Here is a 25855-nt window from a genome sequence, read left to right as displayed (position 1 = left end):
TACCGACAAAGTTCAAATGTCGGGAGTGGCGACGCGTGACGGTCTCCCATTTTAGCGGTATCGCGCCTGCCTCGGCGGTCCAACGGCGACCCCAGGCCGGCTCTGCGGCCCAGGCGGGCAGCATCCTCGTGGAAGGGCACAATTGCTTTCGCGCCCTTCCCGCGAAACGCGCCGCGATGCTCATCGACGGCTGCGAATATTTCTCCGAACTGGAGGCGGCGCTGCGCCGCGCGGTCCGGTCGATCGTTATCGTCGGCTGGGATTTCGACGGTGGTGTCCGCCTGCGCCCGCAGGGCGGCGCTGGTTGGGACCTCGGTCCCCTGCTGCGCCGTCTGGTGGAGGCGCGCCCGGAACTCGAAGTGCGGATCCTGATATGGAGCAGCGCGGTCCTGCACGGGCCGAGCTCGCCCCAGGAACTGCTATTCGGCTCGGCGTGGCAGGATCATCCGCGTATTTCACTGCGCCTCGATACCACCCACCCGATCTATGCCTCCCATCATCAGAAGATCGTGTGCATCGACAGCGCCCTCGCGTTCGTCGGCGGTATGGATATCACGGTGGATCGCTGGGACACGCCCGAACATGTCGTGGATGATCCGCGCCGGGTGTGCCCGAACGGCAAGAGCTACGGTCCGGTGCACGACGTGATGCTGATGCTGGACGGCCCCGCCGCGGGCGCCGTCTGCGCCCTCGCCAGCAAGCGCTGGAAGGCGGCCACCGGCGAGGAGATGCCTGCGGCGCCGGGCGACGTGGAGCCCTGGCCGGCGCATCGCACGGCCGACTTCACGGGTGTCCGGGTGGGGCTGGCGCGTTCGCTGCCGGCCTGGGCGGCGCGCCGTCGCATCAAGGAGGCACCGCGCCTCATCGAGGACGTCCTGCGCTCGGCCCGCCGCAGCCTCTATATTGAGGCGCAATACCTTACCGCCGACCACATCGGCCATATCCTCACGGAGCGGTTGAAGGCGCCAGAGGGGCCCGAAATCGTCGCTGTGGTCAGCGACGTGACCCACTCCTTCCTGGAACGGGTCATCATGGGCGCCAACCGCAATCGCATGATCCGCCGGCTGCGGCGGGCGGATCGCCATGGGCGGCTTCGAATCTACCACCCCATGGCGCCGGGGCCGGATGGCGGCTGCCCCATCCTGGTGCATTCCAAGCTGATGATCGCCGACGACCAGTTGCTGCGCATCGGCTCCTCCAACCTCAACAACCGCTCCGTGGGTCTCGATACCGAGCTTGAGGTGGTGATCGAGGCGGCGGGGGCAGACGACCGCGAGGCCATCACCCGCCTGCGGGATCGCCTTCTCGGCGAGCACCTCGGCGTGCCGGCAGAGCGCCTGGCGGAGGTCGTGGCCGAGACCGGATCGCTGATCGCCGCGGTGGAGCAGCTCAACGTCGGTGAGCGCCGTCTGGAGCCGTTCCGCGCCATGACCAAGCCGGGCGCCCTCGACCCCATCATCGGCTCGTCGCTGCTCGATCCCACGGAGCCATTCTCGTGGGCGGGCCTGTGGAACGGCCTCTGGCCGAAGCGGCCGGATCAGACCTGAGGCTGATCAGTCCTTCCCTTGGCGTGGCGGAACACCGCCTCGCTCACGGCGAACACGCTCAGGCCGAGGGCGAGTGGCGTCAGGAAATAGACGATGCGGAACACCAGCAGTGGGCCGATGAGGGCCGCGCCGGGGATGAGGTGCTGAACCACCGTTTCCACGACGCCAAGCCCACCCGGCACATGCGACACGAGGGTCGCGGCATTGGCGGCCACATAGGCCGCTGCAACCGCCGGATAGCCGGTGTCGCCAAGGTGCCGAAGCACCTGGTGGAGGCAGGCGGCGACAAAGGCGAAATTCACCGTTCCGACCGTGACCTGCGCCGCCGCGATCCACAATGGCGGACGGCGCAGCCGCCACACCTGCCGGCGCAGATTGCGCTCGGGTATGGCGGCGAGGGCGAGATAGAGCGCCGGAATGGCCAGCGCGGCGCCAGCCAGAGCCAGAACGGCGCCCGGCGGCAGGCCTATCATCCGGCTGCCCGTCGCCGGATCGACCAGGAGCATGATGCCGCAGAGGGTGCACAGGCCCATCGCGACGGTGAGGCCGCAATAGAGCACCACCTGCGCGACCTCCGCCGCACTCAGGCCCCAGCGCGCATAAAAGCGGTAACGGATGGCGCCCGAACTGAGCCCGGCAAAACCGATGGTATGGCCCACCGACAGGCTGGAGAAAGAGGCGAGGGCCGCCTGGCGCCATCTGAGCGGCTTGCCCGCGCAACGCAACGCCAGATAATCGAACAGCGTGAGCGTAAGATAGCTCGCCGCGGCGAACAGCGCCGCGAAGGCGAGGCCGCCCGCCGGCACAGCCATGATCGCTGCAAGAAGCTCCGCGGGGCTGTAGTCCCGCAGCGCCCGGTAGAGCAGGAAGCCGCCGAGGGCCACCGCCGCTGCGAAGGCGCAGATCTGGAAGGCGCGGGATGAGAGAACGGCCTTGGCTCGTGCTCCAAGGCTCCGCCGACGCGGGATCCGTCCCGCTTCCGCCGCGGTCAAACCGTCACCTCGCGCGCCGGCACCGTCCCGGAGCGTGCGGCTCCGCTGTCGGTCACGGCGGTCCCCACGGTCGGCGCGATGAGGAGGTCGGCGCACAAAGGCAGATGATCCGAGGCCACCGGAGCCTCCTTTTCCGTAACGATGCGCACGTCCGCCACGTCGACGCCGCCGCGCACGAAGACGTGGTCGATGCGCAGGGTAGGCCAGCGGCCGGGGAAGGTGGGCCGGGGCCGCCGGCCGTCGGCCAGCTGGACGTCCTGAAGGCTGCGGGCCAGCAGGCGATAGGCGGCGGATGAGGGGCGGGCGTTGAAATCGCCCAGCAGGATGGCCGGCCCCTCACACGCCGGGTTGCCCAGCCACTCGCGGCCGAGAAGCGCGGCGGCCTGGGCGATGCGCTCGCCGGGCATCAGTCCGAGATGGGTGTTGATGACCTGCACGGGGCGTCCGGCGACAGTGATCTCCACCCACAGCGCGCCGCGCGGCTCCTGCCACTTGGTGTGGCGGCCGGGCAGGGTGCCCGCCTTGACCAGCCGCATGGGCAGGTGGGTCAGGATCGCGTCGCCATACAGCTCTTCCACCACCCGCATGGCCGGATGGAAATGATGGGCCATGCGCAGGGCGCCGGCGATGGCGAGGGCCTGATCGACGCCGCCGCTGCGCAGCCGGTTCACGTCCAGCTCCTGCAGCGCCACCACGTCCGCCCCGGTGCGGGCGACGAGGGCGGCGATGCGCTCGGGGGCATAGCGGCCATCGACGCCGAGGCAGCGCCGCACGTTGTAGGTGAGAACGCGCAGGCGAGCGGGTCCGATGGGGCGCGCGTCGTCCGGTGCGTCGTCGGTCTTTCGGTCCATGTCCATGGACCGTCAACGCCATCCAAGCGCAAGCGGATCCACACCGGTGCCGGACCGCCCCATCGCCGGCGGGCCGCTCGCCGCACCTCCGCGCGAAGGGCGGCGCATGTCACGCTTCTTGCTTGCGGCGCGGCATGGCGATGAAATTCTACATGACGCCGGGCTCGTGCGACCGGCATCCACATCCTGCTCGAGACGCTGGAGCTGCCGTTCGAGGCCTGGATCATCAATATCCCGGCCGGCGACCACCTGCGGCCCGACTATCTGAAGATCAACCCGCGGGGCACCATCCCATCGCTGGTTCTCGATGACGGACAGGCACTTACGGACTTCAAGTCCATCGCTTTGTGGCTCGCGAGAACCTATCCCCGCGGCAAGCTGCTGCCGGCGGACGCGGCCGAGGCGCAGAAGGTCATCGACCTCATGGAGTTTGCCCTCATCCAGCTGCACGGGGAGGGTTTCACCCGCGTCTTCGTCGCCGATCGCTACGTGGCGCAGGAGAGCCAACAGGGCGGACGTCTGAAAGACGACGTGACCGCCCACGGCCGCGAGATCGTCAGCCAGGCCTTCGAGGTGCTTGAGAAGAAGATGCCCGAGACCGGCTATGTCGCCGGGCCGGACTTCACCATCGCCGACGCCGCGCTGTTCTACAACGAGTTCTGGGCCGACCGCACGGGCATCAAGCTGCCGCCCCGCGTGGAGGCCCACTATCGCCGGGTGCGGGCCCGCCCGGTGGTGCGGCAGGTGCTGGCGGAGGAGGGCTACAGGACCTGACCGCCCGAACGCCGCGGGATTTGCACGCGGCGCTTGTCCTGGATCAGAAGACATGGCCGCAAGGGCGGCTATCCTTGCGTCATGTCCATGCCCCAGCCGCCCATTGCCACGCCCGATGCCTACCGCCAGTCCCCTGAGGCGCTGCTTGCCCGCCTCGCCAGCGACGCGGAGGCCGGCCTGGCCGCCCCGGAGGCGGAGCGGCGCCTGGCCGCCGCCGGCCGCAACGCGCTGGACGTGGTGCCGCCGCGGCCGGAATGGCTGAAGTTCCTCGCCCAGTTCGCCAATGTGCTGGTGCTTCTGCTGGTGGCCGCGGCGGCGGTTTCCGCCGCCGTCTGGCTGTGGGAGCGCGACACCCCCGCGCCCTACGAGGCGCTCGCCATCTTCGCCATCGTCTTGATCAACGCGCTGATGGGCTATCTGCAGGAAGCCCGCGCCGAGCGCGCCGCGGCGGCCCTGCGGCAGATGACGGCGGCCCGCGCCCGCGTCATCCGGGACGGCATTCCGCGCGCGATAGACGCGGCGGAGCTGGTGCCGGGCGACATCATCCTCATCGCCGAGGGCGACACGGTGCCGGCCGACGCACGGCTCCTCCACGCCACCGCCCTCCAGACGGTGGAGGCGGCGCTGACCGGGGAAAGCCTGCCGGCGGCGAAGGCGGTCGCGACCCTCGACGGCCCGGCCGAGCCGGGCGATCGCCGCAACATGGTGTTCAGCGGAACGGTTGTGGTCTACGGCCACGGCCGCGCGGTGGTGACGGCCACCGGCATGGCCACCGAGATGGGCCGCATCGCCGGCCTGATGGAGAAGGCGCCGGACGAGCTGACGCCGCTGCAGCGCGAGCTGGAGCGGGTCGGGCGGGCGCTCGCCGTCACCGTGCTGGTGATCGCGGCGGTGATGATCGGCACGCTGTTTCTGGTCGGCGACGTGCATGGTGTCGCCCAGACGTTCGACGTGCTGATCCTGGGCGTCGCGCTGGCGGTGGCCGCGGTGCCGGAGGGCCTGCCGGCGGTGGTGACCGCCGTGCTCTCCCTCGGCATGCAGCGCATGGCGCGCCACCGCGCCATCGTGCGCCGGCTGTCGGCGGTGGAGACGCTGGGCTCCGCCACCGTCATCGCCTCCGACAAGACCGGAACGCTCACCCGCAACGAGATGACGGTGCGCCGGGTGGTGACCGCCAGCGGCGCCGTCCATCTCGGCGGTACGGGCTATGGGCCGGACGGGGCGGTGGATCTTTCGCCTTTGGCCGGCGGCTCGCAGAGCGCCCTGCGCGCCGAGCTGGAGCGCGCGCTCACCGCCGCCGAGCGCGCCAACAATGCGGTGGTCAGCGAGGCCGGGGCGGACTGGGGCGTCCAGGGCGACCCGACCGAGGGCGCGCTGATCGTCGCCGCCCGCAAGGCAGGGCTGGAGCGGGCCGCGCTGGAAGCCCGCTTCGCCCGCATCGGCGAGGTGCCGTTCTCGTCCGAACGCAAGCTCATGAGCACGCTGCACAGCGATGCGGCGCGCCCCGGCCGGCTGGTGATGGTGACGAAGGGCGCGCCGGACGTGCTGCTTGCCCGCTGCACCCACGAGCTGGTGGGGGAGGGCGAGGTCGCGCTTTGCGCGGACCGGCGGGCCGCGATCCTGGCCGGCAACGATGCCCTCGCCGAGGAGGCCTTGAGAACGCTCGCGGTGGCCTTTCGCATCCTGCCCGTCGGCGGGCCGGACGCGGGCTCCTTCGCGGCGGAGCACGAGCGCGACCTCGTCTTCATCGGCCTCATCGGCATGATCGACCCGCCGCGCGCCGAGGCCCGGGCCGCGGTGGAGCGGGCGCACGGCGCCGGCATCCGCGCCATCATGATCACCGGCGACCATCCGCGCACCGCCGCCATCATCGCCGCCGAGCTGGGCATCAGCGCGGACCGCCGCGCAGTGAGCGGGGCGGAGCTCGCCGCCATGAGCGACGCCGACCTCGACCGGACGGTGCGCGCGGCCTGCGTCTACGCCCGCGTCAATCCCGAGCACAAGCTGAGGATCGTGCGCGCGCTCCAGCGCACCGGCGAGACCGTCGCCATGACCGGCGACGGGGTGAACGACGCGCCGGCGCTCAAAGCCGCCGACATCGGCATCGCCATGGGGATCACCGGCACCGACGTGTCGAAGGAGGCGGCCGACATGGTGCTGGCGGACGACAATTTCGCCACCATCGTCCATGCCGTCGCCGAGGGCCGGGCGATCTTCGCCAACATCCGCAAGTTCCTGCGCTATCTGCTCTCGTCGAACATCGGCGAGGTCACCACCATGTTCCTCGGCCTGCTTCTCGCCGACGCCTTGGGACTTGCCGCCATGGCCCCGGAGGGCGCCCTGGCCCTGCCGCTGCTGGCGACTCAGATCCTGTGGATCAACCTCATCACCGACGGACTGCCGGCCCTCGCCCTCGGCATCGACCCCGCCGACCCCGACGTGATGACCCGTCCACCCCGTCCCCGCGGCGAAGGGGTCATCACCGCCCGCATGTGGGCAGGCATCTTCCTCGTCGGTGCGATCATGGCCGCGGGCACGCTTTTGGTGCTGGACCTTTCCCTGCCGGGCGGGCGCCTCGCCGGCAGCGGTTCGCTTGCCTACGGCCAGACCATGGCCTTCACTACCCTCGTCCTGTTCCAGCTGTTCAACGTGTTCAACGCGCGGTCCGACGAGGAGAGCGCCTTCCGCAACGCCTTCGCCAATCGCTGGCTGCTCGGCGCGGTGGCCATCTCGCTCGGGCTGCACGCGCTGGTGATCTATGTGCCCCTGCTGCGCGAGGCTTTCTCCACCGTGCCCCTCAGACCCTTCGACTGGCTGGTGTGCGCCGCCGTCGCAAGCTCGGTGCTGTGGCTGCGGGAATTGTCCAAGCTGGCGATGCGGCGTCTGGGGCGGGCGCGCCCCGACCGCCCGCGGGCGTAAGAGGCCGCGGGCGGCTGCGACGCTTCGGCGGGCGCGGTGTCGTCTGCCTGTCAGAATTGCGTCGTACGCCACCGTCTCCGGCGTCCCGTTTCCGCGCCGCCGCGCGGCCCGCCCCACCGCGCTGGTGGACAGTTGAGGGCGGGTCCGCGTGCCGCGATCGAGGAGGGGCAGCATGCACAAGACCCAGATCGTCGAGGAGCTTGGCGAGAGCGGCCTGTTGCTTCCGGCCCTCATCGAGACCGCGCTTCAGGCCAACGACCGCGCCAAGCTGCGCATGACCGCTTTGCAGGACGCGGCCGCCCGTGCCCGGACGCCGCTCGCCCCATTCCGATCCCTCGATGCCGAGGCCCGCGCTGCCGGTGCCGGCGAGGATGGCCTTGATGCACTGGTGAAGGGGGCACGGGCGCTGGAGGGGGGCGGAACCGCCGTCGCCGGTGCGCGCCGTCTGGTGGACGGGGTGCTGGACGACATCGCCCTGATGATCGCGCCGCTCGCCGCCGCGCCGCCGACGGGGCCGGACGCCGAAGCTTTCGCCGCCCGCCTCGCCGCCCTCAGGACCGCGTTTTCATCGGTCGCGGCGGACGTGCTCGCCGACGCCGCGCTGGCGCGCCTCACCTCCGCCCGGCGCGGCGGCGACGACAGCGCGCACCTTCTCGTCATGGACCTGCACAAGGCGCTGAACCAGCTCGCCGCCTCCATCTCGGTGGAGAGCGTGGCCGGCGCCCGCACCCTCGGCGTCCGCGAGGAGGACCGCCCGCGCATCGCCGCCTTCATGGCCGGCCTCGATGCCACGCGCGGCCTCGCCTTCGGCCATCCCGGCCTCGACACCACGGCGAGCCGCTCGGGCGCGCGCCTCATCATCCAGAACGACATCGGCACCACCGATGCCCATGTCATCATCGTCGCCGTGTCGGGGCTCACTGCCACCGTCACCTATACCGACGTGCACCGTTCCCGCGCCAAGTTCTTCGTCGGCCTGTTCACCCCCTTCGATGCGGAGTGGACGCCCCTGGCCGAGCGCAGCGCCGCAGGGCTCGCGGACGGCGGGCGCTTCCATCTCGTCACCGGGCGCTACACGGCCCGGGACGAGGCCGGCCTTGACGCCTTCCTCGCCGGCGTCGGCGGCAACCTCGTCTTCCTCATCGACTGGAACAAGGCGCGCAAGCAGCTCCAGACCTTCGTGGACAAGGCCACCGCCATCCATCTCCTCGGCGAGGCGGCGCGCACGCGGCGCGGGCATCGCGCCTTCCTGGAGCTGGGCGGCGCGGAGCTGGTGTTCGACGCCGTGCGCCGGAGCGCCGAGGGCCGGGTGCCCTACGGCGCCCGCCTCGACCGGGTGTTGGGGCAGCCGGCGGTGGCACGGCTTCTCGGCGAGGTGTTGCGCCTCGCCAGCGCGGGGCTGTCCAACCATCGCTCGGTGCGCCTCATCCGCGACGAGGTGCGGGCGGAGCTCGCGCGCAGCTTCGGCTCGGCCGAGGAGGAGATCCTCGCCGTCGCGCTGCGCCAGCTCGGCATCGTGCGCATGCTGGCGGCTGAGGTGGCCGCAGCGCTCGACACCATCGCGGACTTTCCCGAGGTCGCCCGCACCGTTCTGCGCGACCGCGCCAAGCGGCTGGAGGAGAAGGGGGACCGGCAGGTGGTGGCGGCCCGCGAGCACGCCACCGGGCCCTTCGGCCGCGGCCGTCGCTTCCTGCCCGTGACCGATGCGGCGGAGGAGGCGGCCGACGCCTTCGAGGAGGCGGCTTTCCTGCTGAGTGCCGCGCGGCTGGAGGCCAGCGCCCCGGCGGCGGGGGCGCTGCGCGATCTCGCCGAGGTGGCGGTCGCCTGCTGCTCGGACATGGTGCGCGCCACGGCCGCTGCCTGCGAGGGCTCGGCCGGCCGGCGCGAGGACATGTCCGACGCGCTGGAGGCCATCGACGCGGTGATCGAGGGCGAGCGCCGCGCCGACGCCGCCCACCGCCGCGTGCAGGAGGCGGCCCTGAGCCCCGCAGCGCCGGATGCGGGGGTGCGCGCGGAAGCGCTGGTCGGCACCCTTGAGCTCGCCCGCGCTCTGGAGACCGGCACCGACGACCTCGCCCGCGCGGCCCTTGCGCTGCGGGCATCCATCCTTGAGGAGGTGACGCAGTGATGCCGGCGACCCAGAACACGGCGCTTGCCTCGCCCGCCCTTGCCTCGCCCATCCTCGCTGTGCCGGCCGCGCAGGGCCCCATCGCCTTCATCGGCCGGGGCGGCACGTCCGCGCCGCTCGATCCTGCGGATTTCGGCTCCAAGGCGGCCCAGCTCTGGCGCATGCAGGCCCTGGGGCTGAACGTGCCCCCGGCCTTCGCGCTCTCCACCGCCTTTTGTGGCGGGGAGCGCGCGCCCAAGCGGGTGGAGCGCCTGCTGGAGGAGGGCATCCAGTATCTGGAGCGCGTCACCGGACGCGGCTTCGGCGACCGCCGCCGCCCGCTGCTGGTGTCGGTGCGCTCCGGAGCCGCGCAATCCATGCCGGGCATGCTGGAGACGGTGCTGGACGTGGGCAGCACGGCGGAAACCGTCCGCGGCCTCATGCGGCTCACCGGCAATCCGCGCCTCGCCATGGACTGCCGGCGCCGCTTCATCGAGGCCTATTGCGAGGTGGTGGCCGGCCTGCCGCGGGCACCGTTCGAGGCGGCCCTGCGCGATCTGGTGGCCGCCGAGCAGGCGGGCTCTGACCGCGGTCTCGACCCGGAAGCGCTGGAGCGCCTCGCGCAAACCTATCTCGACCTCGCCCGCGACAGCTTCGGCTGCATCGTTCCGGCCGAGCCCGCGACGCAGCTTGCCGAGGCGGTGGAGGCGGTGTTCCGGTCCTGGGCCGCGCCCAAGGCGCAGGACTATCGCCGCATCAACCATCTGGAGCACCTCGCGGGCACGGCGGTGACGGTGCAGGCCATGGTGTTCGGCAATGCCGGCGCCCGCTCCGGCTCGGGCGTCGCCTTCTCGCGCAATCCGGCCACCGGCGCCCCGGGTCTTTATGCCGACCTGCTGTTCGAGGCGCAGGGCGAGGACGTGGTCTCCGGCCGCCGCCAGCCGGTGGGGCTGAAGCGGCTGGCGGCCGCGCAGCCGGGCCTCGCGGACGAGCTCAAGGCCGGCGTCGCTGCGCTGGAGCGCCACTATCGCGATGTGCAGGACGTGGAATTCACCTTCGAGGAGGGCCGGCTCTTCTTCCTGCAGACGCGCGCCGCCAAGCGCACCCCGCGCGCAGCCCTGCGCATCGCCGTGGACCTCGTGGCCGAGGGGCTGCGCAGCCCGGGGGAGGGCCTCGCCCTGCTGAACGGGGTGGACCTCGACGCGCTCGTCACCTCGCGCTTCGCCGGCGCGGCCGAGCCGGTGGCGGCGGGCGTTCCAGCCTCGCCGGGCACGGTGAGCGGGCGGGCGGCATTCGACGTGGACGCGGCGCGCCGCCTCGCCGAGGCGGGGGATCCCGTCATCCTCCTGCGTCCTGACGTGGCCACCGACGATATCGCCGGCCTGGCATTGGCCGCCGGCATCCTCACCAGCGTCGGCGGGCGCACCGCCCACGCCGCGGTGGTGGCGCGCCAGCTCGGCCGCGCCTGCGTGGTCGGCTGCGGCGCCCTTGCCATCGATCCGGCGCAGCCCCGCGCCCGCCTTGGCGGTGCGGAGGTGGGGGAGGGCGACTGGCTCTCCCTGGACGGTGAGGCGGGCCTCGTCTTCCTCGGCCGGCGCGAGGTGATCTCGGCGCGGCCCGAGGCCGAGCTGGCCGTGGTGGCGGGCTGGCAGGCAGTGGCCGCCGAGGGCGGCTGAGGCCGGCGCGGGCCCGCCGTCGGGCACGGTTCATCAGCGCAGCTCATGGGTGGGGCGGGCAAGTCTCATTTCTCACCGGCTCCGGTTCGGGCTACCGTCCAGAGGGCACCCTTAGGGATTCGGCATGGATGGACGAGTAGACGGCGCGTCCGGCTCCACGACGCGCTATGTCGCCGGCGCATTGTTCGGGCTGGCGAGCGTGACGATCTGGGCGGGCTGGATGTCGGTCACGCGCCTCGGCGTCACCACCTCCCTCAGCGTCTATGACATGACCATGCTGCGCTTCGGCACGGCCGGCCTCGTGCTGCTGCCGGTGCTGCTGCGCGAGGGGCTCGGCCTCGACCGCGTCGCGGCCTGGCGGCTCCTGGTCCTCATCTGCGGGGCCGGGGCGCCTTATGCGGTGGTGGCGAACATGGGGCTGCGGACCACGCCGGCGGCAGAGGCGGGCGTCCTCATCCCCGGCGTGATGCCGCTGTTCGTCGCCCTCATCTCCGCTTTGCTCCTGGCGGAGCGCTTCGCCCGCGTGCGCAAGATCGGCTATGCGCTGATCTCCGTCGGCGTCGTGCTTATCGCCGGCGTGTCGGCCGCCGTGTCCGGCATCTCGACCGGCCATCTCCTGTGCCTGTCCGCCGCCTTCATCTGGGCCTGCTACGCCGTTGTGCTGAAGCAGAGCCGCTCGGCGCGCTGCATGCGGTGGCCATCGTCTCGGTGGGATCGGCGGTGCTGTTCGCGCCGTTCTATCTGGCCATCCATGGCCTGAAGCCGATGGATGCGCCGCTGAGCAGCATCCTCTTCCAGGCCTTCTATCAGGGCGTGCTTGCCACGGCTGTCTCGCTGTATCTGTTCGCCAAGGCGATCACCCTGCTGGGCGCCTCGGCCGGCGCCGCCTTCGGCGCCTTCGTGCCGGTGATGGCCGCCCTGCTGGCCATCCCCATCCTGGGCGAATGGCCGAGCGGGCTCGACTGGCTCGGCATCATCTCGGCCACCATCGGGGTCTATCTCGCCAGCGGCGGGCCTCTTCCCGCCCGCCGCTAGCGCATTCACGCGGCTCGCGCCGCCGTCCTTATTGGGCGGCCTCGATCATTTGGCGGGGACGACCGCGATGTCCTTCACCTCGCGGCTCACGCCCGCCACCTTGCCCACGCCGGTGGCCTTGCCGGATGCGAGATCGACGCGGTAGAGCATCGGCCCCACCATCAGCCAGCCTTCGTTCGCCCCCTCGTCCATGGTCACGATGTCGAAGGCGTAGCCCTTGCCCTCGGCACCGGTGGCGCCGACGGTGTTGAGCAGGCCGTCATTGGGCGGCGCCTGCTTCACCAGCACGCCGAGCTTGCCGTCGATGTCGTAAAGCGCGGTCTCCTTGGAGCCCTTCACGGAATTGGTGTAGGCGCCGGCCACGATCATGGGGGCCTTGCCGGCGTTCTTGTCGGCGTCGGCGAACTTCAGCGTGCCGTCCTTCGTCACCTTGCCGTCGTCCACGTTCACGCGCAGGTTCGTGCCGTCGCTGCCGATGACCCGCAGGCGGTCGGCCACGGGGTTGAAGTCCACGGTGGCCATGGCGCCGGCGGGCAGCATGGTCTCGAGCTTCGCCTTCGCGGTGGCATTGCCGCTCACCGGATCGAGGATGGCCACAGTGCCGTCCTCGAACAGGCCGTAGAGCTTGCCGTCCGCGGGGCGCACGTCGATGCCGACGAGGGTTCCGGCGACGCCCGACACCTTCAGCGGGGCGGTGGCCTTCCAGGTCTTGGCGTCGATCACGGCGATCTGGTTGCCATCCATCAGCGCCACCACGCTCTGGGCCTTGGCGGTGCCGGCGGACCCGAGGCCGGCGAGGACGGCGGCGGTGGCGGCGGCGATCACGATCGGGCTGTTCATTTGAATTCCTCCTCCATGGGCCAAGGATCTCGGCCCGGACAGAGCGGCTACACGCGGCCTGCCGTGGCGGATGCAGCGGACGGCGATTTTTTTCGCGCCGCGCATCCGCCGGCCATCCTGCGGCGTAATCAGGAAGGGCGTGGAACAGGAGCCGGGCGCGTGCAGGTCATCTCGGGCGGAGCGCAGGGCAGAGGCCGGGCCGACCCCGAGGCCATCGCCCATGCGCTGGGCGGCTGCGCGCGGGGCGACGCGGCGAGCCTGCGGGAGATCTACGACCGTCTCGCGCCCCAGATGATCGGCGTCGCCTTGCGTCTTTTGCGGCGGCGCGATCTCGCGGAAGAGGTGGTCCACGACGCCTTCGTCAGCATCTGGGAGAAGGCGTCGAGCTTCGATCCGGCGCGGGGCAGCGCGGTGACCTGGGTGTTCGCCATCCTGCGCCACCGCGCGCTCAACGTGCTGCGCGCCGAGGGCCGCACCGATCTGGTGGACGATTTCGAGCCCCTTGCCCTCGCCGACGACGCGCCGGATGCCGAGGCGGTGGTCCTCTCCCTGTCGGAGGGCGGCGCCCTCCGGCGCTGCCTGGAGCGGCTGGAGCCGCAGCGGCGGGCCGCCATCGTCCTCGCCTACAGCCGCGGTCTGACCCATGGCGAGCTCGCCGGACGGCTCGGCATTCCCCTCGGCACCGCAAAGTCCTGGATCCGCCGCAGCCTCCTCTCGCTGCGGGAGTGCCTGGCATGAGCGAGGACACGGACGCGCTCGCCGGCGAATATGTGCTGGGCCTCCTCGATCCGGCCGAGGCGCTGCGCTGCGCCCGGCTGGAGGAGACCGATGCAGCCTTTGCCGTCGCCGTCGGCGCATGGCGGTCGCGCTTCGCCGAGATCGACCTTGCGGCATCGCCCGAGCCGCCGCCCGACGCGTTGTGGGAGCGCATCGCCGCCGGCACGCGCCCCATGGCCCGACCGGCCATGGCCCGCCGGCCGCGCCCCGCCCCCCGCCGGCCGCTGGCGGCGCTGTGGGACAGCCTTCCGGTGTGGCGCGGCGTGGGGTTGAGCGCCCTGGCGGCGTCCCTCGTGCTCGCCCTCGGCCTCGGCTTCCAGATGCGCGAAAGCGCCCGCGCACCGGTGCTGGTGGCGGTGCTGCTGTCCGACCAGAACCGTCCGCAGGCCGTGGTGAACACCTTCCGCGACGGCCGCGCCGAGCTGGTGCCGCTGGCCGCGTTCGCGGCGCCGGAAGGCAAGTCGCTTCAGGTGTGGACCCTGTGGGACCGGGCGCGTGGGCCGGTCTCGGTGGGTCTCATCGATGCCATGAAAAGCCTCGACCTCGTCCTGAAGGACCTGCCGGCGCCGGTGCCCGACCAATTGTTCGAGGTCACGCTGGAGCCGGCGGGCGGCTCGCCCACCGGGCGGCCCACCGGCCCGATCCTCATGAAGGGCACCACGAGCCGCGCCTTGTAGCGGCGGGGCTGCGCTCAGCGGCCGGCCTGCTGGCCGACCAGCGGGCATCCGCCCTCGGCCAGGGGGCGAAAGGCCTCGTCGCCGGGAATGGTGCGGATCAGCTTGAGATAGTCCCACGGATACCTCTGCTCCGCCGGGGTCTTCACCTGCAGCAAATAGAGGTCGTGGACCATGCGGCCGTCCTCGCGGATGCGGCCGCCATGGGCGAAGAAATCGTCGACCGGCGTCGCCTTCATTTGCGCCGTCACAGCCGCCGTGTCGGTGGTGCCGCTCGCCTTCACCGCCTTCAGATAATGCAGGATGGCGGAATAGGTGCCGCCCTGACCCATGGTCGGCATGGCCTTGTGCCGCTCGTAGAAGCGCTTCGACCAGGCGCGGGTCTCGTCATTGAGGTCCCAGTAGAAACCCTGGGTGAGGATGAGCCCCTGCGCGGTCGCAAGGCCGATGGCGTGGATGTCGGTGATGTGCAGATAGAGCCCGGCAAGCTTGATGCCCGATTGCGGAATGCCGAATTCATTGGCCTGCTTGATGGCGTTCACCTGGTCCGCGCCCGAGTTGGCGAAGGCGATGAGCCGGGCGCCGGAGCCCTGGGCCTGGAGCAGGAAGGACGAGAAATCGGTGGTGCCCTGGGGATGGCGCACCGAGCCCACCACCTTGCCGCCGTTCTTCTCCACTGCCTTGGCGGTGTCGCGCTCCAGCGCGGTGCCGAAGGCGTAGTCGGCGGTGATGAAGAACCACGGCCCGTCCTTGGCGAGAGAGGCTCCGGTCCCGGCAGCCAACGCATAGGTGTCGTAGGTCCAGTGGATGCCGGTGGCGGCGCAGGCCTTGCCGGTGAAGTCGGACGAGCCGCCGGTGGAGGCGAGCACCAGCCGGTTCTTGGTGCGCCCGATCTCCTGCACCGCCAGCAGGACGGACGAGGTGGGAATGTCGGCGATCACGTCGACGGCGTCCTCGTCGATCCAGCGGGTGACGATGGCGGCTCCGACATCCGGCTTGTTCTGGTGATCGCCGGCGATGATCTCGATGGGCCGGCCAAGGACGCTGCCGCCGAAGTCCTCCACCGCCATCCGGGCGGCGATGACGGAGCCGGGGCCGGCCATGTCGGCATAGATGCCGGACTGGTCGTTGAGCACGCCGATGCGCAGCGGCTTGGGATCGGCAGCGGCGGAGGGAAGGGTGCCGGCAAGGGCTGCGAGAATGGCGGGAACGAGGGCAAAGGCGAGGCGCATGAAGGGTCTCCGCGGATCTGGTTGCGGAGTAACACAATTAAATCGAGAGATTCAATATAATAGCCAGTTTCCGACGTTTATTCCTTTGTATGACAAAACCTCACTGTGGAAGGAGCGGCCGGGCGAGCGGCCGCTCCGGGTCCGTGTCAGGACTTGAACGGCGCGCAGGCAACGCGCGCGCCGGCGCCGCCGATGGGCTGAGTGACGAAGTCGTCGGGGCTGGCGTGGATCACCAGCGCGAAGCCGTCCGCATCGAACAGGCCGTCCTTGCCGGTGAGGCCGGTGGGGCTCGACACCTCGGCGGTGACCGAGCCGTCGGCGACGGCGAAGATGTTGGGCAGGTCGCCCTGGTCCGGCCCGTTGGGGTTGAGCAGGCCGTGGGCCTTGTCGTGGTGGTTCACGTGACCCTTGGAGAGCAGGAACTTCTCGGTGTCGGAGCAGTCCGGCACGGTGTGGAAGTGGATGCCGTGCCAGCCGGGGGTCAACGCGCCGGGCTGGAGCATGATGCGCACGATGGTGACGCGCTCGGTGCCGGTGGCGGTGGCGGAGCCGATGGTCTTGCCGTCGTTGCCGATGAGGTCCGCCTTCACCACCTTGGGCGCGGCAGCGGCGGGAGCAGGGGCCTGGGCGAAGGCCGCGGGCGCGGCGAGAAGCAGGGTCGAAGCGGCAGCGAACCATTTCCAAGCGGCCATGGGCGTCTTCCTTCTTATGGCGGGGCTGTCGGGGATGCCCGCGCGGGGGAGCCTACATCATCCGTTCGCGGTTCTCGACCGGCCGCCGAGCCGATGCCGGGCAGACGGGTGCCGCAGCCCCGCACGGCGCGCAAAGGTTGTCACAGGAGCTTTGCATCCCCTGCGCAGCCGTCGATCGCCTTGCTCCGCCTCCGCCGCAGCCATATGTTCGCATTCATGGCGTGTCCGCGCGGGGCACCGCCGCGACCACTTGGTATAAGCCAGATAAAGTCCGTTCTTCTTTCGCTGCCGCGTTTCGGTGCTGAAGCGGATGCTTGGATTTGATTGAGACTATTTCCACAATTGAGGATTGCAGATGACATCCAGCGCGCTCGACCAGCCCGCCACCCGCGCCCAGGGCCTGAAGGCCGTGACCGCGGCGGCGCATGGCCGGCTTGATCAGGCGATCATGGCCGGGCAGCCGTTCGAGAGCCGGGAGCGCTACGGCCGCTTGCTCGCCGTCCAGTATCTTTTCCACCGGGACATCGCCGCCCTCTATGGCATTCCCGCCCTCGCCGGCCTGCTGCCGGATCTTCAGGGGCGCCGCCGCCTCGATCTCATCGCTGCCGATCTTGCCGATCTCGGCCTCGCACTGCCCGATGCCCCGGCGCCGGCGCTGGATGCGGCAACCGCCGTGCCCACCGCGCTCGGCTGGCTCTATGTGGCGGAGGGCTCGAATCTCGGCGCCGCATTCCTGCTCAAGGCCGCGGCGGGGCTCGGGCTGGGGGAGGAGTTCGGCGCGCGCCATCTCGCCGCCGCGCCCGAGGGGCGGGGACTGCACTGGAAGACGTTCGTGGCGGCGCTTGATGCCGTCGCCTTGTCCCCCGCCGAGGAGGACGAGGTCGCACGCGGCGCCGAGGATGCGTTCGCCCGCGTGCGCGCCCATGTGGCGGACATCTTCGGCTGACGCTTTCCGGCACGCACCGTGGGGGGAGGGGGCATGAGCGGACGGGTGGTGACGCTCGCGTCGGACGGCCTTTCGGCCGAGGTCTCGACGCTCGGAGCGGAGCTGACGGCGCTGCGCGACGGCGCCGGCCGCGCGCTGTTGTGGCACGGCGATTCCGCCGTCTGGGCGGGTCGCGCGCCGCTGCTGTTTCCCATCGTCGGGGAACTGCCCGATCTCGCGCTGGTGCATGACGGCCGGCGCTATCCCATGAAGCGGCACGGCTTTGCCCGCATCAGCACGTTCCAGGTGGTGGAGGAGACGCGCGACCGCGCCCGGTTCCGCCTTGAGCCGAACGAGGCCATCCGCGCGCAATACCCCTTCGATTTCGGTCTCGACGTGACCTATGCGCTGGCCAGCGCGACGCTTGCCATCACCGCTGAGGTACGCAATCCCGGGCCGCACGTGCTGCCGGCGAGCTTCGGCTTCCACCCCGGCTTCCTCTGGCCGCTGCCCTATGGCGGCAACCGCGCCGAACACCGGCTTTTCTTCGAGGTGCCCGAGCCGGCGCCCATCCATCGGCCGGTGAATGGCCTTCTCTCCCGCGCCACGGAGCCGAGCCCGGCGGCGGACGGCGTGCTGGCGCCGGATGACGCGCTGTTCGAACGGGATGCGCTGATCTTCCTCGACCCGCGCTCGCGGCGCATCCGCTACGGCGTGCCGGGGCGGCCGGGGCTGGAGATCTCGTTCGACGGCATGCCGCAGCTCGGCATCTGGAGCAAGCCGGGGGCGCCCTTCCTGTGCATCGAGCCCTGGGCCGGCTATGCGACGCCGCAGGGAGATGCGCGGCCATTCCTGGAGAAGCCCGGCCTCGTCCACATCCCGCCCGGCGCTTCGCACAGCTTCGCCATGTCGGTGCACTGGCTCCCCGACGTGGCGGCCTGAAGGCGCGGCGGATCAGGGCGCCGGTACCTCATAGATGGTCGGAAGCCCCTCGTCTTCGCCATCTGAAATCACCAGCACGCGGTATGGGCCGCCGGCGCTGCTGTCGGCCAAAACGAGCAAGGACTCCGGCTTGGCGGCTCCGGTCGAGATGATCTGGGCCAGCGGCTTCGTCGTCTCCCCTTGCCCGTCCCAGAAATGGATCACGCTTCGGCGCTGGGGCAAGTCGTCGTCATCGCCCGGAAGACCGGCGAGGATGAGAAAGCCGCCGGGGACGGCCGCGAGGTCGCGCACGCCGTTGCCGTCGAGGCGTACGGAAAGCATCTCGCCATTCGGCGTCGGGCCGGCGAACAAGGCGTCGGCCGGCACCTTCAGGATGGTGGCCCGCCCGTCCTTGGCGATGTTCCGCAGGCCGAAATAGAGCATGCCCTCACGGGCCGCGAGCCCCTCGATGGTGAGGCCGCCTGCGTTGAGCGGCACGCAGCTCATGTTCGGGCCGCAGGCCACCTGGGCGAGCTCGGGGATGGCGAAGATGACCTTGGCCAGCGCGCCGGTCCGGGACAGCCCGGTCGGCTTGCCGGTCGTCGGGTCGGCGGGGATGCGGAAGACTTCGTAGCGCGTTGCCTGATACGTCCCCTTATTGCGCGCGGCGCCGTGCGAGCCGGTGACGTAATAGCTGCCGCCACCGGCCTTCGGATCGAAGGCGACCGCCTCAAGGTCGATCTCGGTTTGCGCGTCGCTGCCGGAAAGGTGGATGCGTTCGAGGAGGCGGATCTTGTCGGGCCCGAGCGTCACGCTCCACAACAGGTCGTTCTCGTCGCCGGCGAGGAGGCAGATCCGCTCGCTTTGCCCCGCTGGCGTGGCGCAGGCCATGCCACTGAGGCTTCTGCGCTCCTTCTTGGTGCCGGGATCTCCCTTGATGGTCAGCCGGGAGAGGGCCTTGGCTTCGGGTGTGGCATTCTGCGCGTATGAAGGGACGGCGCCGCAGACCAGCAGCGCGACGCCGAACGCGCGTCCGGCGAGTTTGTACAAGGGGGACATGGACGCCTCCAAGCCTGAAGATTGAAACTTTAAAGTATGCATCTTCAGCGTGCAATGCTCCCGCCGGGTTGTTCCCTCCTTCCTGTAGCTGACTTTCGTGCGCGGACCTGAGAATTTCCGGGGCGGGCGGATTCTATCGCGGCGCGTCGCGCTCTATGGTCCGCACCACGCGACGCGCAGCACGGACAGCCGCCATGAAGCATTTCTACAATTCCGCCGAGACGCTGGTTTCCGATGCCATCGACGGGCTGATCCTCGGCTCTGGCGGCCGGCTCGCGCGGCTCGACGGCTATCCCGAGATCAAGGTGGTGCTTCGCACTGACCGCAAGGCGGACCGCGTGGCGGTGATCTCCGGCGGCGGATCGGGCCACGAGCCGGCCCATGCCGGCTTCGTCGGGGAGGGGCTGCTGGATGCGGCCGTCTGCGGCGAGGTCTTCGCCTCGCCCACGGTGGACGCGGTTCTTGCCGCGATCCTCGCCGTGGCGGGGCCGGCGGGATGCCTGCTCATCGTCAAGAATTACGGCGGCGACCGGCTCAATTTCGGCCTCGCCGCCGAACGCGCCCGGGCACAGGGCCTCGACGTGGAGATGGTGATTGTCGGGGACGACATCGCTTTGCCGGACAATCCGCGCCCGCGGGGTATCGCCGGCACCATCTTCGTCCACAAGGCCGCCGGCCATGCCGCCGCCGCCGGCCTGCCGCTGGCGGAGGTGAAGCGCCGGGCGCAGGATGCGGCTGACGCGGTGAAGTCGCTGGGCGTCGCCACCAGCACCTGCACCATCCCCGGCCGTCCGGCCGAGGCGCGCATGGAGGACGGCCATGCCGAACTGGGCCTCGGCATTCACGGCGAGCCGGGGCTGGAGCGCATCGTGCTGCCCGGTGCCGCGCAACTGGTGGCCGACATGCTCGCCCGCTTCGGCCACGAGGTGGGCGAGGCGCCCCGCCTCGCCCTGCTGGTCAACAACCTCGGAGGCGCGCCGGCGCTGGAACTCGCCATCGTGCTGCGCGAGGTGCTGACCCATCCCATCGGCGCGCGCATCGCGCTGGTTCTGGGGCCCGCGGGAGCGGTGACGGCGCTGGACATGCGCGGCTTCTCCTTGTCGCTCATGCCCCTCGACGACACGCGCCACGCCTGGCTCACCGCGCCGGTGGACGTCCCCGCCTGGCCGGCGGCGCGCGCGCCCGGCGCCATCGGCGTGGTGGAGCCCTCGGCCCGCCTCGCCCCGCCGGCGGCGGCGGCCTCGTCCGATCCGGCGACGCGCGCGCTGCTTGCGACGCTCTGCGCCACTCTGATCGCCGCCCATCCGGAGCTGGACGCGCTCGATGCGCGTGTGGGCGACGGCGACACCGGCTCCACCTTCGCTGCCGCGGCGCGCCGGCTGGCTGAGGATCTCGACACCCTTCCCCTCGCCGATCCGGCGGCCCTGTGCGAGGCCGTGGCCGAGCGCCTGTCGCGGGTGATGGGCGGATCGAGCGGCGTGCTGCTCTCCATCTTCGCGGCGGCGGCGGGCGTCGCCCTGAAGCAGGGCGCGAGCCTCGCCCCGGCGCTGGAGGCCGGGGTGGGGCGCATGACCCATTACGGCGGCGCCGTGCCGGGCGACCGCACCATGATCGACGCTCTGGTGCCCGCCATCACCGCCCTCGGGAAGGGTGAGGGCCTCGCCGCAGCCGCGCGGGCGGCCCGGCAAGGCGCCGACGCCACCGCTGCCATGACGGCGGCGCGGGCCGGGCGGTCGAGCTACCTGTCGGGCGCCGACCTCAAGGGCGTGGTGGACCCCGGTGCCGAGGCGGTGGCCCGCGTGTTCGAGGCGCTGGCGCGGCAGCCCTGAGGGTCAGCCCCCATAGACGCGCGTGGGCGCCGGGAAGCCGCAGCTCGTCCCGTCGGTCACGCGCACTTCGTCCTCCCAGGGGAGCCGGTAGGTGCCGGCGACGAGGTCCTGCATGAAGGTGTAGGGGCAGTCCTGCGCGCCGCCTTTCACCGCCACGTAGCCGCGGTGGCCGAGCTGGTAGATGTTGTTCTCCACGCCCCAGATGCGCCGCGCCTCGCGCACCAGGTCGGGGCGCACCTCGGCGGTGATGATCTCGTCCGCCCGGCCGGTCTCGCCATGGGCGATGATGGTGCCGTCGAAATCGACGATCATCCCCTCGCCCATGGAATCGAAGCTGCCGTCCGACCCGCACATGCACACGTTGGCGGTCACCATGAGGTTCTGGAAGGCGTTGGCCTGGTTGGTGAAGCGCCAGGACTTGCGGATCGGCGCGGTGTAGCCGGCGGTGCGGATCATGATCTCCGCGCCCTTGTAGGCGCATTCGCGCGCCATCTCGGGGAACATGCCGTCGTGGCAGATGATGAGGGCGATCTTCGCGCCCTTCGGCCCGTCGATGACGGGAATGCCGAAATTGCCCGGCTCCCACGGCTCCACCGGCACCCAGGGATGGAGCTTGCGGTAATTGAGCCGGATCTCCCCGGTATCGTCGATGATGAGGCCGGTGTTGTAGGGCATGCCGCCCTCGTTCAGCTCCATGATGGAGAAGCAGCCCCAGATCTTGTTGTCGATGCAGGCCTGCCGGAACGCCGCCACCTCCGGCCCGTCGATCCGGCACATGATCTGCGGGTTGATGTCCATGGAGAGGCCGTGCAGGGCGTATTCCGGGAAGACCACGAGATCCATGGTGCCGAGGTTGCGGCGCGCCTTGCCCACCATGGAGACGATCTTGCGGGTCTGCGCCGCAAGGTCGTCCGGCGTCACGACGTTCGGAAGCTGCAGTTGAACGAGCCCCAGCACGACGCCTTCGTCCGACTTGTTCAGGCCGCCCAATCCGTTCATCGCTGTCTCTCCAGATGCATTCGTTGCCCCGCCCGTGCCCTCACTGATCAGGCATAGATAAAATGCGCGTAATCGCCCGCGCCAGACAGCTTAAAATATGGTCGAAACGTCGCTCATGAATGGGGCGTGTCGGATTTAACGGGCGATAAGCAGGACTTATGTAGAATGTATTTGGCGGCTTCGCTGAAGGTCGCGCCCGTCCTCCGGGCCGTGGCACGTGCGTTGCACGCCACACTCCACATCCGGCCACAAGAGGGAGTCAGACCATGACCGACCGCGACCCACCGCGCCGCCTGAGCGCGGAGTGCGCCTGCGGATGCCGCGGTGCCATGCGCCTGCACCGCGACGACCTCGGGCCGGCCATGCGGGCCGACGCCTATGACGGCGAGGAGAATTACGTCGACCGCATGGTCGAGACGGCCGTCCTCAACGCCATGGTCCCCCATCCGGTGGCCCGCCGTGCCTTCCTCCAGTCGGTGGGGGCGGCGACTGCGCTTGCGGCCATCTCCCAGCTCTTCCCCCTCGGCACCGCCAAGGCCATTGCCCAGGAAACCGCCAAGCCGGAAAAGACCAGCCTCAACATCGGCTACGTGCCCATCACCTGCACCGTGCCCCTGCTGCTCGCCCACGCCATGGGCGAATACGGCAAGGAGGGTCTGGAGAGCGTGACGCTGGCGCGCACACCCGGCTGGGCCATCGTGCGCGACAAGCTCATCGCCGCCGAGTTCGATGCCACCCATCTGGTGCTGGCCATGCCGCTCACCATGACCATGGGCGTGGGCGGCCCGGCGACGCGCACCTATGTGTCGTCGGTGCAGAACGTGAACGGCAATGCCATCACCCTGCACGTGAAGCACAAGGACAAGCGCAACCCCAAGGACTGGAAGGGGTTCAAGTTCGGCATCCCGCACCAGCATTCCATGCACGCCATGCTGCTGCGCTATTACCTCGCCGACAACGGGCTCGATCCCGACAAGGATGTGGAACTGCGCGTGTTCGCGCCGCCGGATTCGGTGGCCAACATGGCGGCGGGCAATCTCGACGGCATGCTGTTCGCGGAGCCGTGGGGGCAGCGGGCGGTGTTCGAGGGCGTCGGCTTCCTCCACATGCTCACCCGCGACATCTTCCCCGACCATCCCTGCTGCGTGCTCTCGGTGACGGACAAGTTCATCTCCGAGAACCCCAACAGCTATGGCGCCATGTTCCGCGCCGTGGTGCGCGCCACCGCCTTCGCCGACAAGCCGGAGAACCGCACCAAGGTGGCGGAGCTGCTCGCCCCGGCGGCCTATCTCAACCAGCCGCAGACGGTGCTGACGCAGGTGCTCACCGGCCGCTATGCCGACGGGCTCGGGCAGGTGGTGGACCGGCCGGACCGCATCGGCTTCAAGCCCTTCCCCTACGAGTCCACCGCGGTGTGGCTGCTCACCCAGCTCAGGCGCTGGGACATGGTGCCGAAGGACGTGGACTATCAGGCCATCGCCAAGCAGGTTTTCCTCTCCACCGATGCCGCTAAGCGCATGAAGGAGATGGGCCTGCCGGTGCCGCCCGCGGCCTCGACGCCCCACACCATCCTCGGCCGCACCTTCGATCCGTCCCAGCCGCAGGCCTATGTGGACAGCTTCGCCATCAAGCGCTCCTGAGGAGGCCCGCCATGACGCGCGGATACCATGACATCGGCGGCGCACCCGCCGGCGAGATCCCCATCGTCGAGTTGCCGTGGCTGCAATGGGAAAAGCAGGTGGAGGCGATCCGCAACCTGCTGGGTGACGGCACCCGCCGGATGATGTCCCTCGACGAACTGCGGCGCGGGTTCGAATCCTTCGGCGAGGACAAGTATCGCTCCTATTCCTTCTATCGCCGCCGTCTGGAGGCCATGGTCGACATCCTCATCGAGAAGGAGGTGTTCACCCGGGCGGACTACGAGGCGGCGGTGGCGCGGGCGCGGGCGACGTGGGAACCGCCGCCCGAATGCGCCCCATGAAGCCGCGCTTCGACGCTGGCGACCGGGTGCGCGTGCTCGACCTCGGCAAGGCGGGGCACGTGCGCACGCCCTTCTACGTCCGCCACCGGGTGGGCACGGTGATGCATCGCGCCGGCGCGTTCCTCAATCCCGAGGATCTCGCGGTGGGGCGGGTGTGCGGGCCCGTGGTGCCGCTCTATCGGGTGGGCTTCGCCATGGTGGAGCTGTGGCCCGACTATGCGGGCGATCCCGCCGACATGCTCGCCATCGAGCTCTACGACCACTGGCTGGAGGCCGACGGCCTCCCCTCCCAATCCGACGGAGAGGCACCATGAGCGCCGACGGCCATCCGTACGACCATGACCACGACCATTCCCAGGATCACGCGCACGATCACGCGCACGGGCACGACGCGCATGAGCCGCTGGTGATCGAGGACGAGGCCGGCAACATCGAGGGCCAGATCCTCGTCGCCGCGCTCCAGGCGCTGCTGGTGGAGCGCAATCTCGTCGCTCCCGGCGAGGTGCGGCGCGAGATCGAACGTATCGAATCCCCCGGCGTGCACCTCGGTGCGAAGATCGTGGCGCGCGCCTGGATCGACGACGACTTTCGGCGTCGCCTGTTGGCGGATGGCAAGTCGGCGGTGGCGGAACTGGGCATCGGGGTGGGCGAGGCGCAGCTCATCGTGGTGGAGAACGATCCCGCCACCCACAATCTCGTCTGCTGCACCCTGTGCTCGTGCTACCCGCGCTCGATCCTCGGCCAGCCGCCGGCCTGGTACATCTCCAAGGCCTATCGCGCCCGCGCCGTGCGCGAGCCGCGGGCCGTGCTGAAGGAATTCGGGCTGGAGCTGCCTGCGGGCGTGCAGTTGGTGGTGCACGATTCCAATGCCGACATGCGCTATCTGGTGCTGCCCCAGCGGCCCGAGGGCACCGACGATCTGGACGAGGCGGCGCTCGCCGATCTGGTGACGCGCGACTGCATGATCGGCGTTGCCGTGCTGCCGGCGGCCTGATCGCGCAAGCGCCGGGTCGTGCCCTCAGCCGGGCACGGCGGCGGCGCGGATGTGGAGCGGCGCGTAGCGCATCAGCTCGTCTGCCATGGAGATTTCGCCCGCCACCTCGATGAAGGCCCGCACCGCCGGCGGCTGCGGCTCGCGCTCCAGCACCATCATGCCGATGGTGTTGGTGATGGTGGGCTCCACGAGGCGGATGGCGCGGGTCTCGCTCCACTCCCCCACCATGGTGAAGAAGGTGTTGGGCAGCACCGCGAACCAATAGCCCGGCCGCACGTGGGAGCACAGGGCGAGCGCGCAGTCGGTCTCGATCACCGTGCGCGGCGAGGCGCCGACGCTGGCGAAGATGCGATCGAGAATGCGGCGGTTCTGCATGTCCGACGTGAGCATGCACAGCGGCAGCCGCCCCGCCTCGGTCCAGGTCACGCTGTCCTGGCGGGCGATGGAATGGGTGGCGGGGGCGATGAGGAAATAGGACTCATCGTAGAGGAAATACGGCCGCAGGCCCGTGGAGGCGCCGTGGTCGAGATAATTGATGCCGATGTCCACGTCGAAATTCTCCAGCCCCGCCTTGAGGGCCGAGAAGTTGAGCGAGGACACCGAGACGCTGACGTTCGGAAAGAGCTGGTTGAAGGCGGTGGTGATGATGGAGATGCCGGGCATCGCCACGGGGATCACGCCGAGGCGGATGTGGCCTGAAAGGGCATCGTCCGGGCTGAGCAGCTCCTGCGTCAGGTGGGCGAAGCCGTCCAGCGTGCGGCGGGCGAAGTCCAGCACCAGCTCGCCCTGCGGCGTGAACCCCTCGAAGCCCTGGTTGTGGCGGTCCACGATGGGGATGCGGAACGCATTTTCCAGCTGCCGCAGCGCCTGGGAGAGAGCCGGCTGGCTGATCTGGCATTCGGCGGCGGCGCGGCCGAAATGCCGGTGGCGGGCGAGGGCCACGAGGTAGCGCAGCTGCTTCAGGTAAAGGCTCATGCCACCTCCTAACCCTCATCCTGCAGCGCCGGGCACCCGCATGCAATGCGGTGCCC

24 protein-coding genes and 1 pseudogene are annotated in these 25855 nt (G+C 70.3%); 17 read left to right on the top strand and 8 right to left on the bottom strand.

Features of this window, described 5'->3' with window-relative positions; all coding sequences use genetic code 11:
* The first annotated feature begins 176 nt into the window (after positions 1-176).
* A complete protein-coding gene (locus tag ABLE93_RS02570) occupies positions 177-1547 on the top strand; it encodes a phospholipase D-like domain-containing protein (protein ID WP_348837718.1) in 1371 nt (456 codons plus the stop codon).
* Here the strand turns inward: ABLE93_RS02570 and ABLE93_RS02565 are convergent.
* Positions 1538-2539 carry a lysylphosphatidylglycerol synthase domain-containing protein gene (locus tag ABLE93_RS02565; RefSeq protein ID WP_348837717.1) on the bottom strand — a complete coding sequence of 334 codons (1002 nt, stop codon included), beginning with the start codon at positions 2537-2539 and terminating at the stop codon, positions 1538-1540. The genes ABLE93_RS02570 and ABLE93_RS02565 overlap by 10 nt on opposite strands.
* A complete protein-coding gene (locus ABLE93_RS02560; RefSeq protein ID WP_510182970.1) occupies positions 2536-3390 on the bottom strand; it encodes an endonuclease/exonuclease/phosphatase family protein in 855 nt (284 codons plus the stop codon). Before ABLE93_RS02560 ends, ABLE93_RS02565 begins: the two co-directional genes overlap by 4 nt.
* A 177-nt stretch (positions 3391-3567) precedes the next feature.
* Here ABLE93_RS02560 and ABLE93_RS02555 point away from each other — a divergent pair.
* The 7 genes and pseudogenes from ABLE93_RS02555 to ABLE93_RS02525 all read left to right on the top strand — a co-directional run.
* A pseudogene (locus tag ABLE93_RS02555) lies at positions 3568-3699 on the top strand (glutathione S-transferase N-terminal domain-containing protein); the annotation flags it as partial.
* 36 nt (positions 3700-3735) lie between these two features.
* Positions 3736-4164, top strand: coding sequence for a glutathione S-transferase family protein (locus tag ABLE93_RS02550; RefSeq protein ID WP_348837715.1), 429 nt, complete (start codon positions 3736-3738; stop codon positions 4162-4164).
* An 81-nt stretch (positions 4165-4245) separates the two neighbouring features.
* Positions 4246-7083 carry a cation-translocating P-type ATPase gene (locus ABLE93_RS02545; RefSeq protein WP_348837714.1) on the top strand — a complete coding sequence of 946 codons (2838 nt, stop codon included), beginning with the start codon at positions 4246-4248 and terminating at the stop codon, positions 7081-7083.
* 172 nt (positions 7084-7255) lie between these two features.
* A complete protein-coding gene (locus ABLE93_RS02540; RefSeq protein ID WP_348837713.1) occupies positions 7256-9211 on the top strand; it encodes a hypothetical protein in 1956 nt (651 codons plus the stop codon).
* Positions 9211-10866 (top strand): PEP/pyruvate-binding domain-containing protein, encoded by a 1656-nt coding sequence (locus ABLE93_RS02535; RefSeq protein WP_348837712.1) that lies wholly within the window; start codon positions 9211-9213, stop codon positions 10864-10866. Before ABLE93_RS02540 ends, ABLE93_RS02535 begins: the two co-directional genes overlap by 1 nt.
* A 124-nt stretch (positions 10867-10990) precedes the next feature.
* Positions 10991-11626, top strand: coding sequence for a DMT family transporter (locus ABLE93_RS02530; protein WP_348837711.1), 636 nt, complete (start codon positions 10991-10993; stop codon positions 11624-11626).
* Complete coding sequence (locus ABLE93_RS02525; RefSeq protein ID WP_348837710.1) at positions 11587-11901, top strand: EamA family transporter; 315 nt, start codon at positions 11587-11589, stop codon at positions 11899-11901. Before ABLE93_RS02530 ends, ABLE93_RS02525 begins: the two co-directional genes overlap by 40 nt.
* 45 nt (positions 11902-11946) lie before the next feature.
* Here ABLE93_RS02525 and ABLE93_RS02520 read toward each other — a convergent pair whose 3' ends face one another.
* Positions 11947-12741, bottom strand: a complete 795-nt coding sequence (locus tag ABLE93_RS02520; protein ID WP_348837709.1) for a DUF4394 domain-containing protein — start codon at positions 12739-12741, stop codon at positions 11947-11949.
* A gap of 159 nt (positions 12742-12900) precedes the next feature.
* Here ABLE93_RS02520 and ABLE93_RS02515 point away from each other — a divergent pair, with 159 nt between their 5' ends.
* Both ABLE93_RS02515 and ABLE93_RS02510 read left to right on the top strand, forming a co-directional pair.
* Positions 12901-13479: a sigma-70 family RNA polymerase sigma factor gene (locus ABLE93_RS02515; RefSeq protein ID WP_348837707.1), complete on the top strand. Its 579-nt coding sequence runs from the start codon at positions 12901-12903 to the stop codon at positions 13477-13479.
* On the top strand, positions 13476-14195 hold the full coding sequence (locus tag ABLE93_RS02510; protein ID WP_348837706.1) for an anti-sigma factor: 720 nt from the start codon (positions 13476-13478) through the stop codon (positions 14193-14195). Before ABLE93_RS02515 ends, ABLE93_RS02510 begins: the two co-directional genes overlap by 4 nt.
* Before the next feature lie 14 nt (positions 14196-14209).
* Here ABLE93_RS02510 and ABLE93_RS02505 read toward each other — a convergent pair whose 3' ends face one another.
* Both ABLE93_RS02505 and ABLE93_RS02500 read right to left on the bottom strand, forming a co-directional pair.
* Positions 14210-15424, bottom strand: coding sequence for an ABC transporter substrate-binding protein (locus ABLE93_RS02505; protein ID WP_348837705.1), 1215 nt, complete (start codon positions 15422-15424; stop codon positions 14210-14212).
* Positions 15425-15570: 146 nt separating this feature from the next.
* Complete coding sequence (locus tag ABLE93_RS02500) at positions 15571-16116, bottom strand: superoxide dismutase family protein (protein ID WP_348837703.1); 546 nt, start codon at positions 16114-16116, stop codon at positions 15571-15573.
* A 355-nt stretch (positions 16117-16471) separates the two neighbouring features.
* Between ABLE93_RS02500 and ABLE93_RS02495 the strand changes: the two genes are divergently transcribed.
* Both ABLE93_RS02495 and ABLE93_RS02490 read left to right on the top strand, forming a co-directional pair.
* A complete protein-coding gene (locus tag ABLE93_RS02495; protein ID WP_348837702.1) occupies positions 16472-17062 on the top strand; it encodes a biliverdin-producing heme oxygenase in 591 nt (196 codons plus the stop codon).
* Between the two features lie 33 nt (positions 17063-17095).
* Positions 17096-17983, top strand: a complete 888-nt coding sequence (locus ABLE93_RS02490) for an aldose 1-epimerase family protein (protein WP_348837701.1) — start codon at positions 17096-17098, stop codon at positions 17981-17983.
* Between the two features lie 12 nt (positions 17984-17995).
* Here ABLE93_RS02490 and ABLE93_RS02485 read toward each other — a convergent pair whose 3' ends face one another.
* Positions 17996-19021 carry a DUF3616 domain-containing protein gene (locus ABLE93_RS02485; RefSeq protein ID WP_348837700.1) on the bottom strand — a complete coding sequence of 342 codons (1026 nt, stop codon included), beginning with the start codon at positions 19019-19021 and terminating at the stop codon, positions 17996-17998.
* Between the two features lie 194 nt (positions 19022-19215).
* Between ABLE93_RS02485 and ABLE93_RS02480 the strand changes: the two genes are divergently transcribed.
* A complete protein-coding gene (locus ABLE93_RS02480; protein ID WP_348837698.1) occupies positions 19216-20850 on the top strand; it encodes a dihydroxyacetone kinase subunit DhaK in 1635 nt (544 codons plus the stop codon).
* Positions 20851-20853: 3 nt separating this feature from the next.
* On the opposite strand, the gene ABLE93_RS02475 is transcribed toward ABLE93_RS02480, so the two are convergent.
* Positions 20854-21849, bottom strand: coding sequence for a formamidase (locus tag ABLE93_RS02475; RefSeq protein ID WP_348837697.1), 996 nt, complete (start codon positions 21847-21849; stop codon positions 20854-20856).
* Positions 21850-22115: 266 nt separating this feature from the next.
* Between ABLE93_RS02475 and ABLE93_RS02470 the strand changes: the two genes are divergently transcribed.
* From ABLE93_RS02470 to ABLE93_RS02455, 4 genes are read left to right on the top strand one after another with little or no spacing between them, the layout of a single operon-like run.
* Complete coding sequence (locus ABLE93_RS02470; RefSeq protein ID WP_348837696.1) at positions 22116-23489, top strand: CmpA/NrtA family ABC transporter substrate-binding protein; 1374 nt, start codon at positions 22116-22118, stop codon at positions 23487-23489.
* Between the two features lie 11 nt (positions 23490-23500).
* The gene (locus ABLE93_RS02465) at positions 23501-23830 is read left to right on the top strand and encodes a nitrile hydratase (protein ID WP_348837695.1); all 330 of its coding nucleotides are present in this window, start codon (positions 23501-23503) and stop codon (positions 23828-23830) included.
* Positions 23827-24144: an SH3-like domain-containing protein gene (locus ABLE93_RS02460; RefSeq protein WP_348837694.1), complete on the top strand. Its 318-nt coding sequence runs from the start codon at positions 23827-23829 to the stop codon at positions 24142-24144. Before ABLE93_RS02465 ends, ABLE93_RS02460 begins: the two co-directional genes overlap by 4 nt.
* Positions 24141-24824, top strand: a complete 684-nt coding sequence (locus ABLE93_RS02455; RefSeq protein WP_348837692.1) for a nitrile hydratase subunit alpha — start codon at positions 24141-24143, stop codon at positions 24822-24824. Before ABLE93_RS02460 ends, ABLE93_RS02455 begins: the two co-directional genes overlap by 4 nt.
* A gap of 24 nt (positions 24825-24848) precedes the next feature.
* On the opposite strand, the gene ABLE93_RS02450 is transcribed toward ABLE93_RS02455, so the two are convergent.
* Positions 24849-25799 (bottom strand): LysR family transcriptional regulator, encoded by a 951-nt coding sequence (locus ABLE93_RS02450; RefSeq protein ID WP_348837691.1) that lies wholly within the window; start codon positions 25797-25799, stop codon positions 24849-24851.
* Positions 25800-25855: the final 56 nt, after the last annotated feature.

Origin of the sequence: Xanthobacter pollutisoli (assembly GCF_040044995.1) — a bacterium.
Taxonomy (GTDB): domain Bacteria; phylum Pseudomonadota; class Alphaproteobacteria; order Rhizobiales; family Xanthobacteraceae; genus Xanthobacter.
This window is presented reverse-complemented; position numbering and strand designations above follow the sequence as displayed.

Bases quoted from the DNA above. Each gene is read 5' to 3' on its own strand.
- ABLE93_RS02475 (WP_348837697.1), bottom strand. From the start codon at position 21,849: ATGAACGGATTGGGCGGCCTGAACAAGTCGGACGAAGGCGTCGTGCTG.
- ABLE93_RS02470 (WP_348837696.1), top strand. From the start codon at position 22,116: ATGACCGACCGCGACCCACCGCGCCGCCTGAGCGCGGAGTGCGCCTGC.
- ABLE93_RS02510 (WP_348837706.1), top strand. From the start codon at position 13,476: ATGAGCGAGGACACGGACGCGCTCGCCGGCGAATATGTGCTGGGCCTC.
- ABLE93_RS02560 (WP_510182970.1), bottom strand. From the start codon at position 3,390: ATGGACCGAAAGACCGACGACGCACCGGACGACGCGCGCCCCATCGGA.
- ABLE93_RS02495 (WP_348837702.1), top strand. From the start codon at position 16,472: ATGACATCCAGCGCGCTCGACCAGCCCGCCACCCGCGCCCAGGGCCTG.
- ABLE93_RS02450 (WP_348837691.1), bottom strand. From the start codon at position 25,799: ATGAGCCTTTACCTGAAGCAGCTGCGCTACCTCGTGGCCCTCGCCCGC.
- ABLE93_RS02480 (WP_348837698.1), top strand. From the start codon at position 19,216: ATGAAGCATTTCTACAATTCCGCCGAGACGCTGGTTTCCGATGCCATC.
- ABLE93_RS02570 (WP_348837718.1), top strand. From the start codon at position 177: ATGCTCATCGACGGCTGCGAATATTTCTCCGAACTGGAGGCGGCGCTG.
- ABLE93_RS02545 (WP_348837714.1), top strand. From the start codon at position 4,246: ATGTCCATGCCCCAGCCGCCCATTGCCACGCCCGATGCCTACCGCCAG.
- ABLE93_RS02535 (WP_348837712.1), top strand. From the start codon at position 9,211: ATGCCGGCGACCCAGAACACGGCGCTTGCCTCGCCCGCCCTTGCCTCG.
- ABLE93_RS02520 (WP_348837709.1), bottom strand. From the start codon at position 12,741: ATGAACAGCCCGATCGTGATCGCCGCCGCCACCGCCGCCGTCCTCGCC.
- ABLE93_RS02490 (WP_348837701.1), top strand. From the start codon at position 17,096: ATGAGCGGACGGGTGGTGACGCTCGCGTCGGACGGCCTTTCGGCCGAG.
- ABLE93_RS02485 (WP_348837700.1), bottom strand. From the start codon at position 19,021: ATGTCCCCCTTGTACAAACTCGCCGGACGCGCGTTCGGCGTCGCGCTG.
- ABLE93_RS02465 (WP_348837695.1), top strand. From the start codon at position 23,501: ATGACGCGCGGATACCATGACATCGGCGGCGCACCCGCCGGCGAGATC.
- ABLE93_RS02540 (WP_348837713.1), top strand. From the start codon at position 7,256: ATGCACAAGACCCAGATCGTCGAGGAGCTTGGCGAGAGCGGCCTGTTG.
- ABLE93_RS02505 (WP_348837705.1), bottom strand. From the start codon at position 15,424: ATGCGCCTCGCCTTTGCCCTCGTTCCCGCCATTCTCGCAGCCCTTGCC.
- ABLE93_RS02500 (WP_348837703.1), bottom strand. From the start codon at position 16,116: ATGGCCGCTTGGAAATGGTTCGCTGCCGCTTCGACCCTGCTTCTCGCC.
- ABLE93_RS02530 (WP_348837711.1), top strand. From the start codon at position 10,991: ATGGATGGACGAGTAGACGGCGCGTCCGGCTCCACGACGCGCTATGTC.
- ABLE93_RS02455 (WP_348837692.1), top strand. From the start codon at position 24,141: ATGAGCGCCGACGGCCATCCGTACGACCATGACCACGACCATTCCCAG.
- ABLE93_RS02460 (WP_348837694.1), top strand. From the start codon at position 23,827: ATGAAGCCGCGCTTCGACGCTGGCGACCGGGTGCGCGTGCTCGACCTC.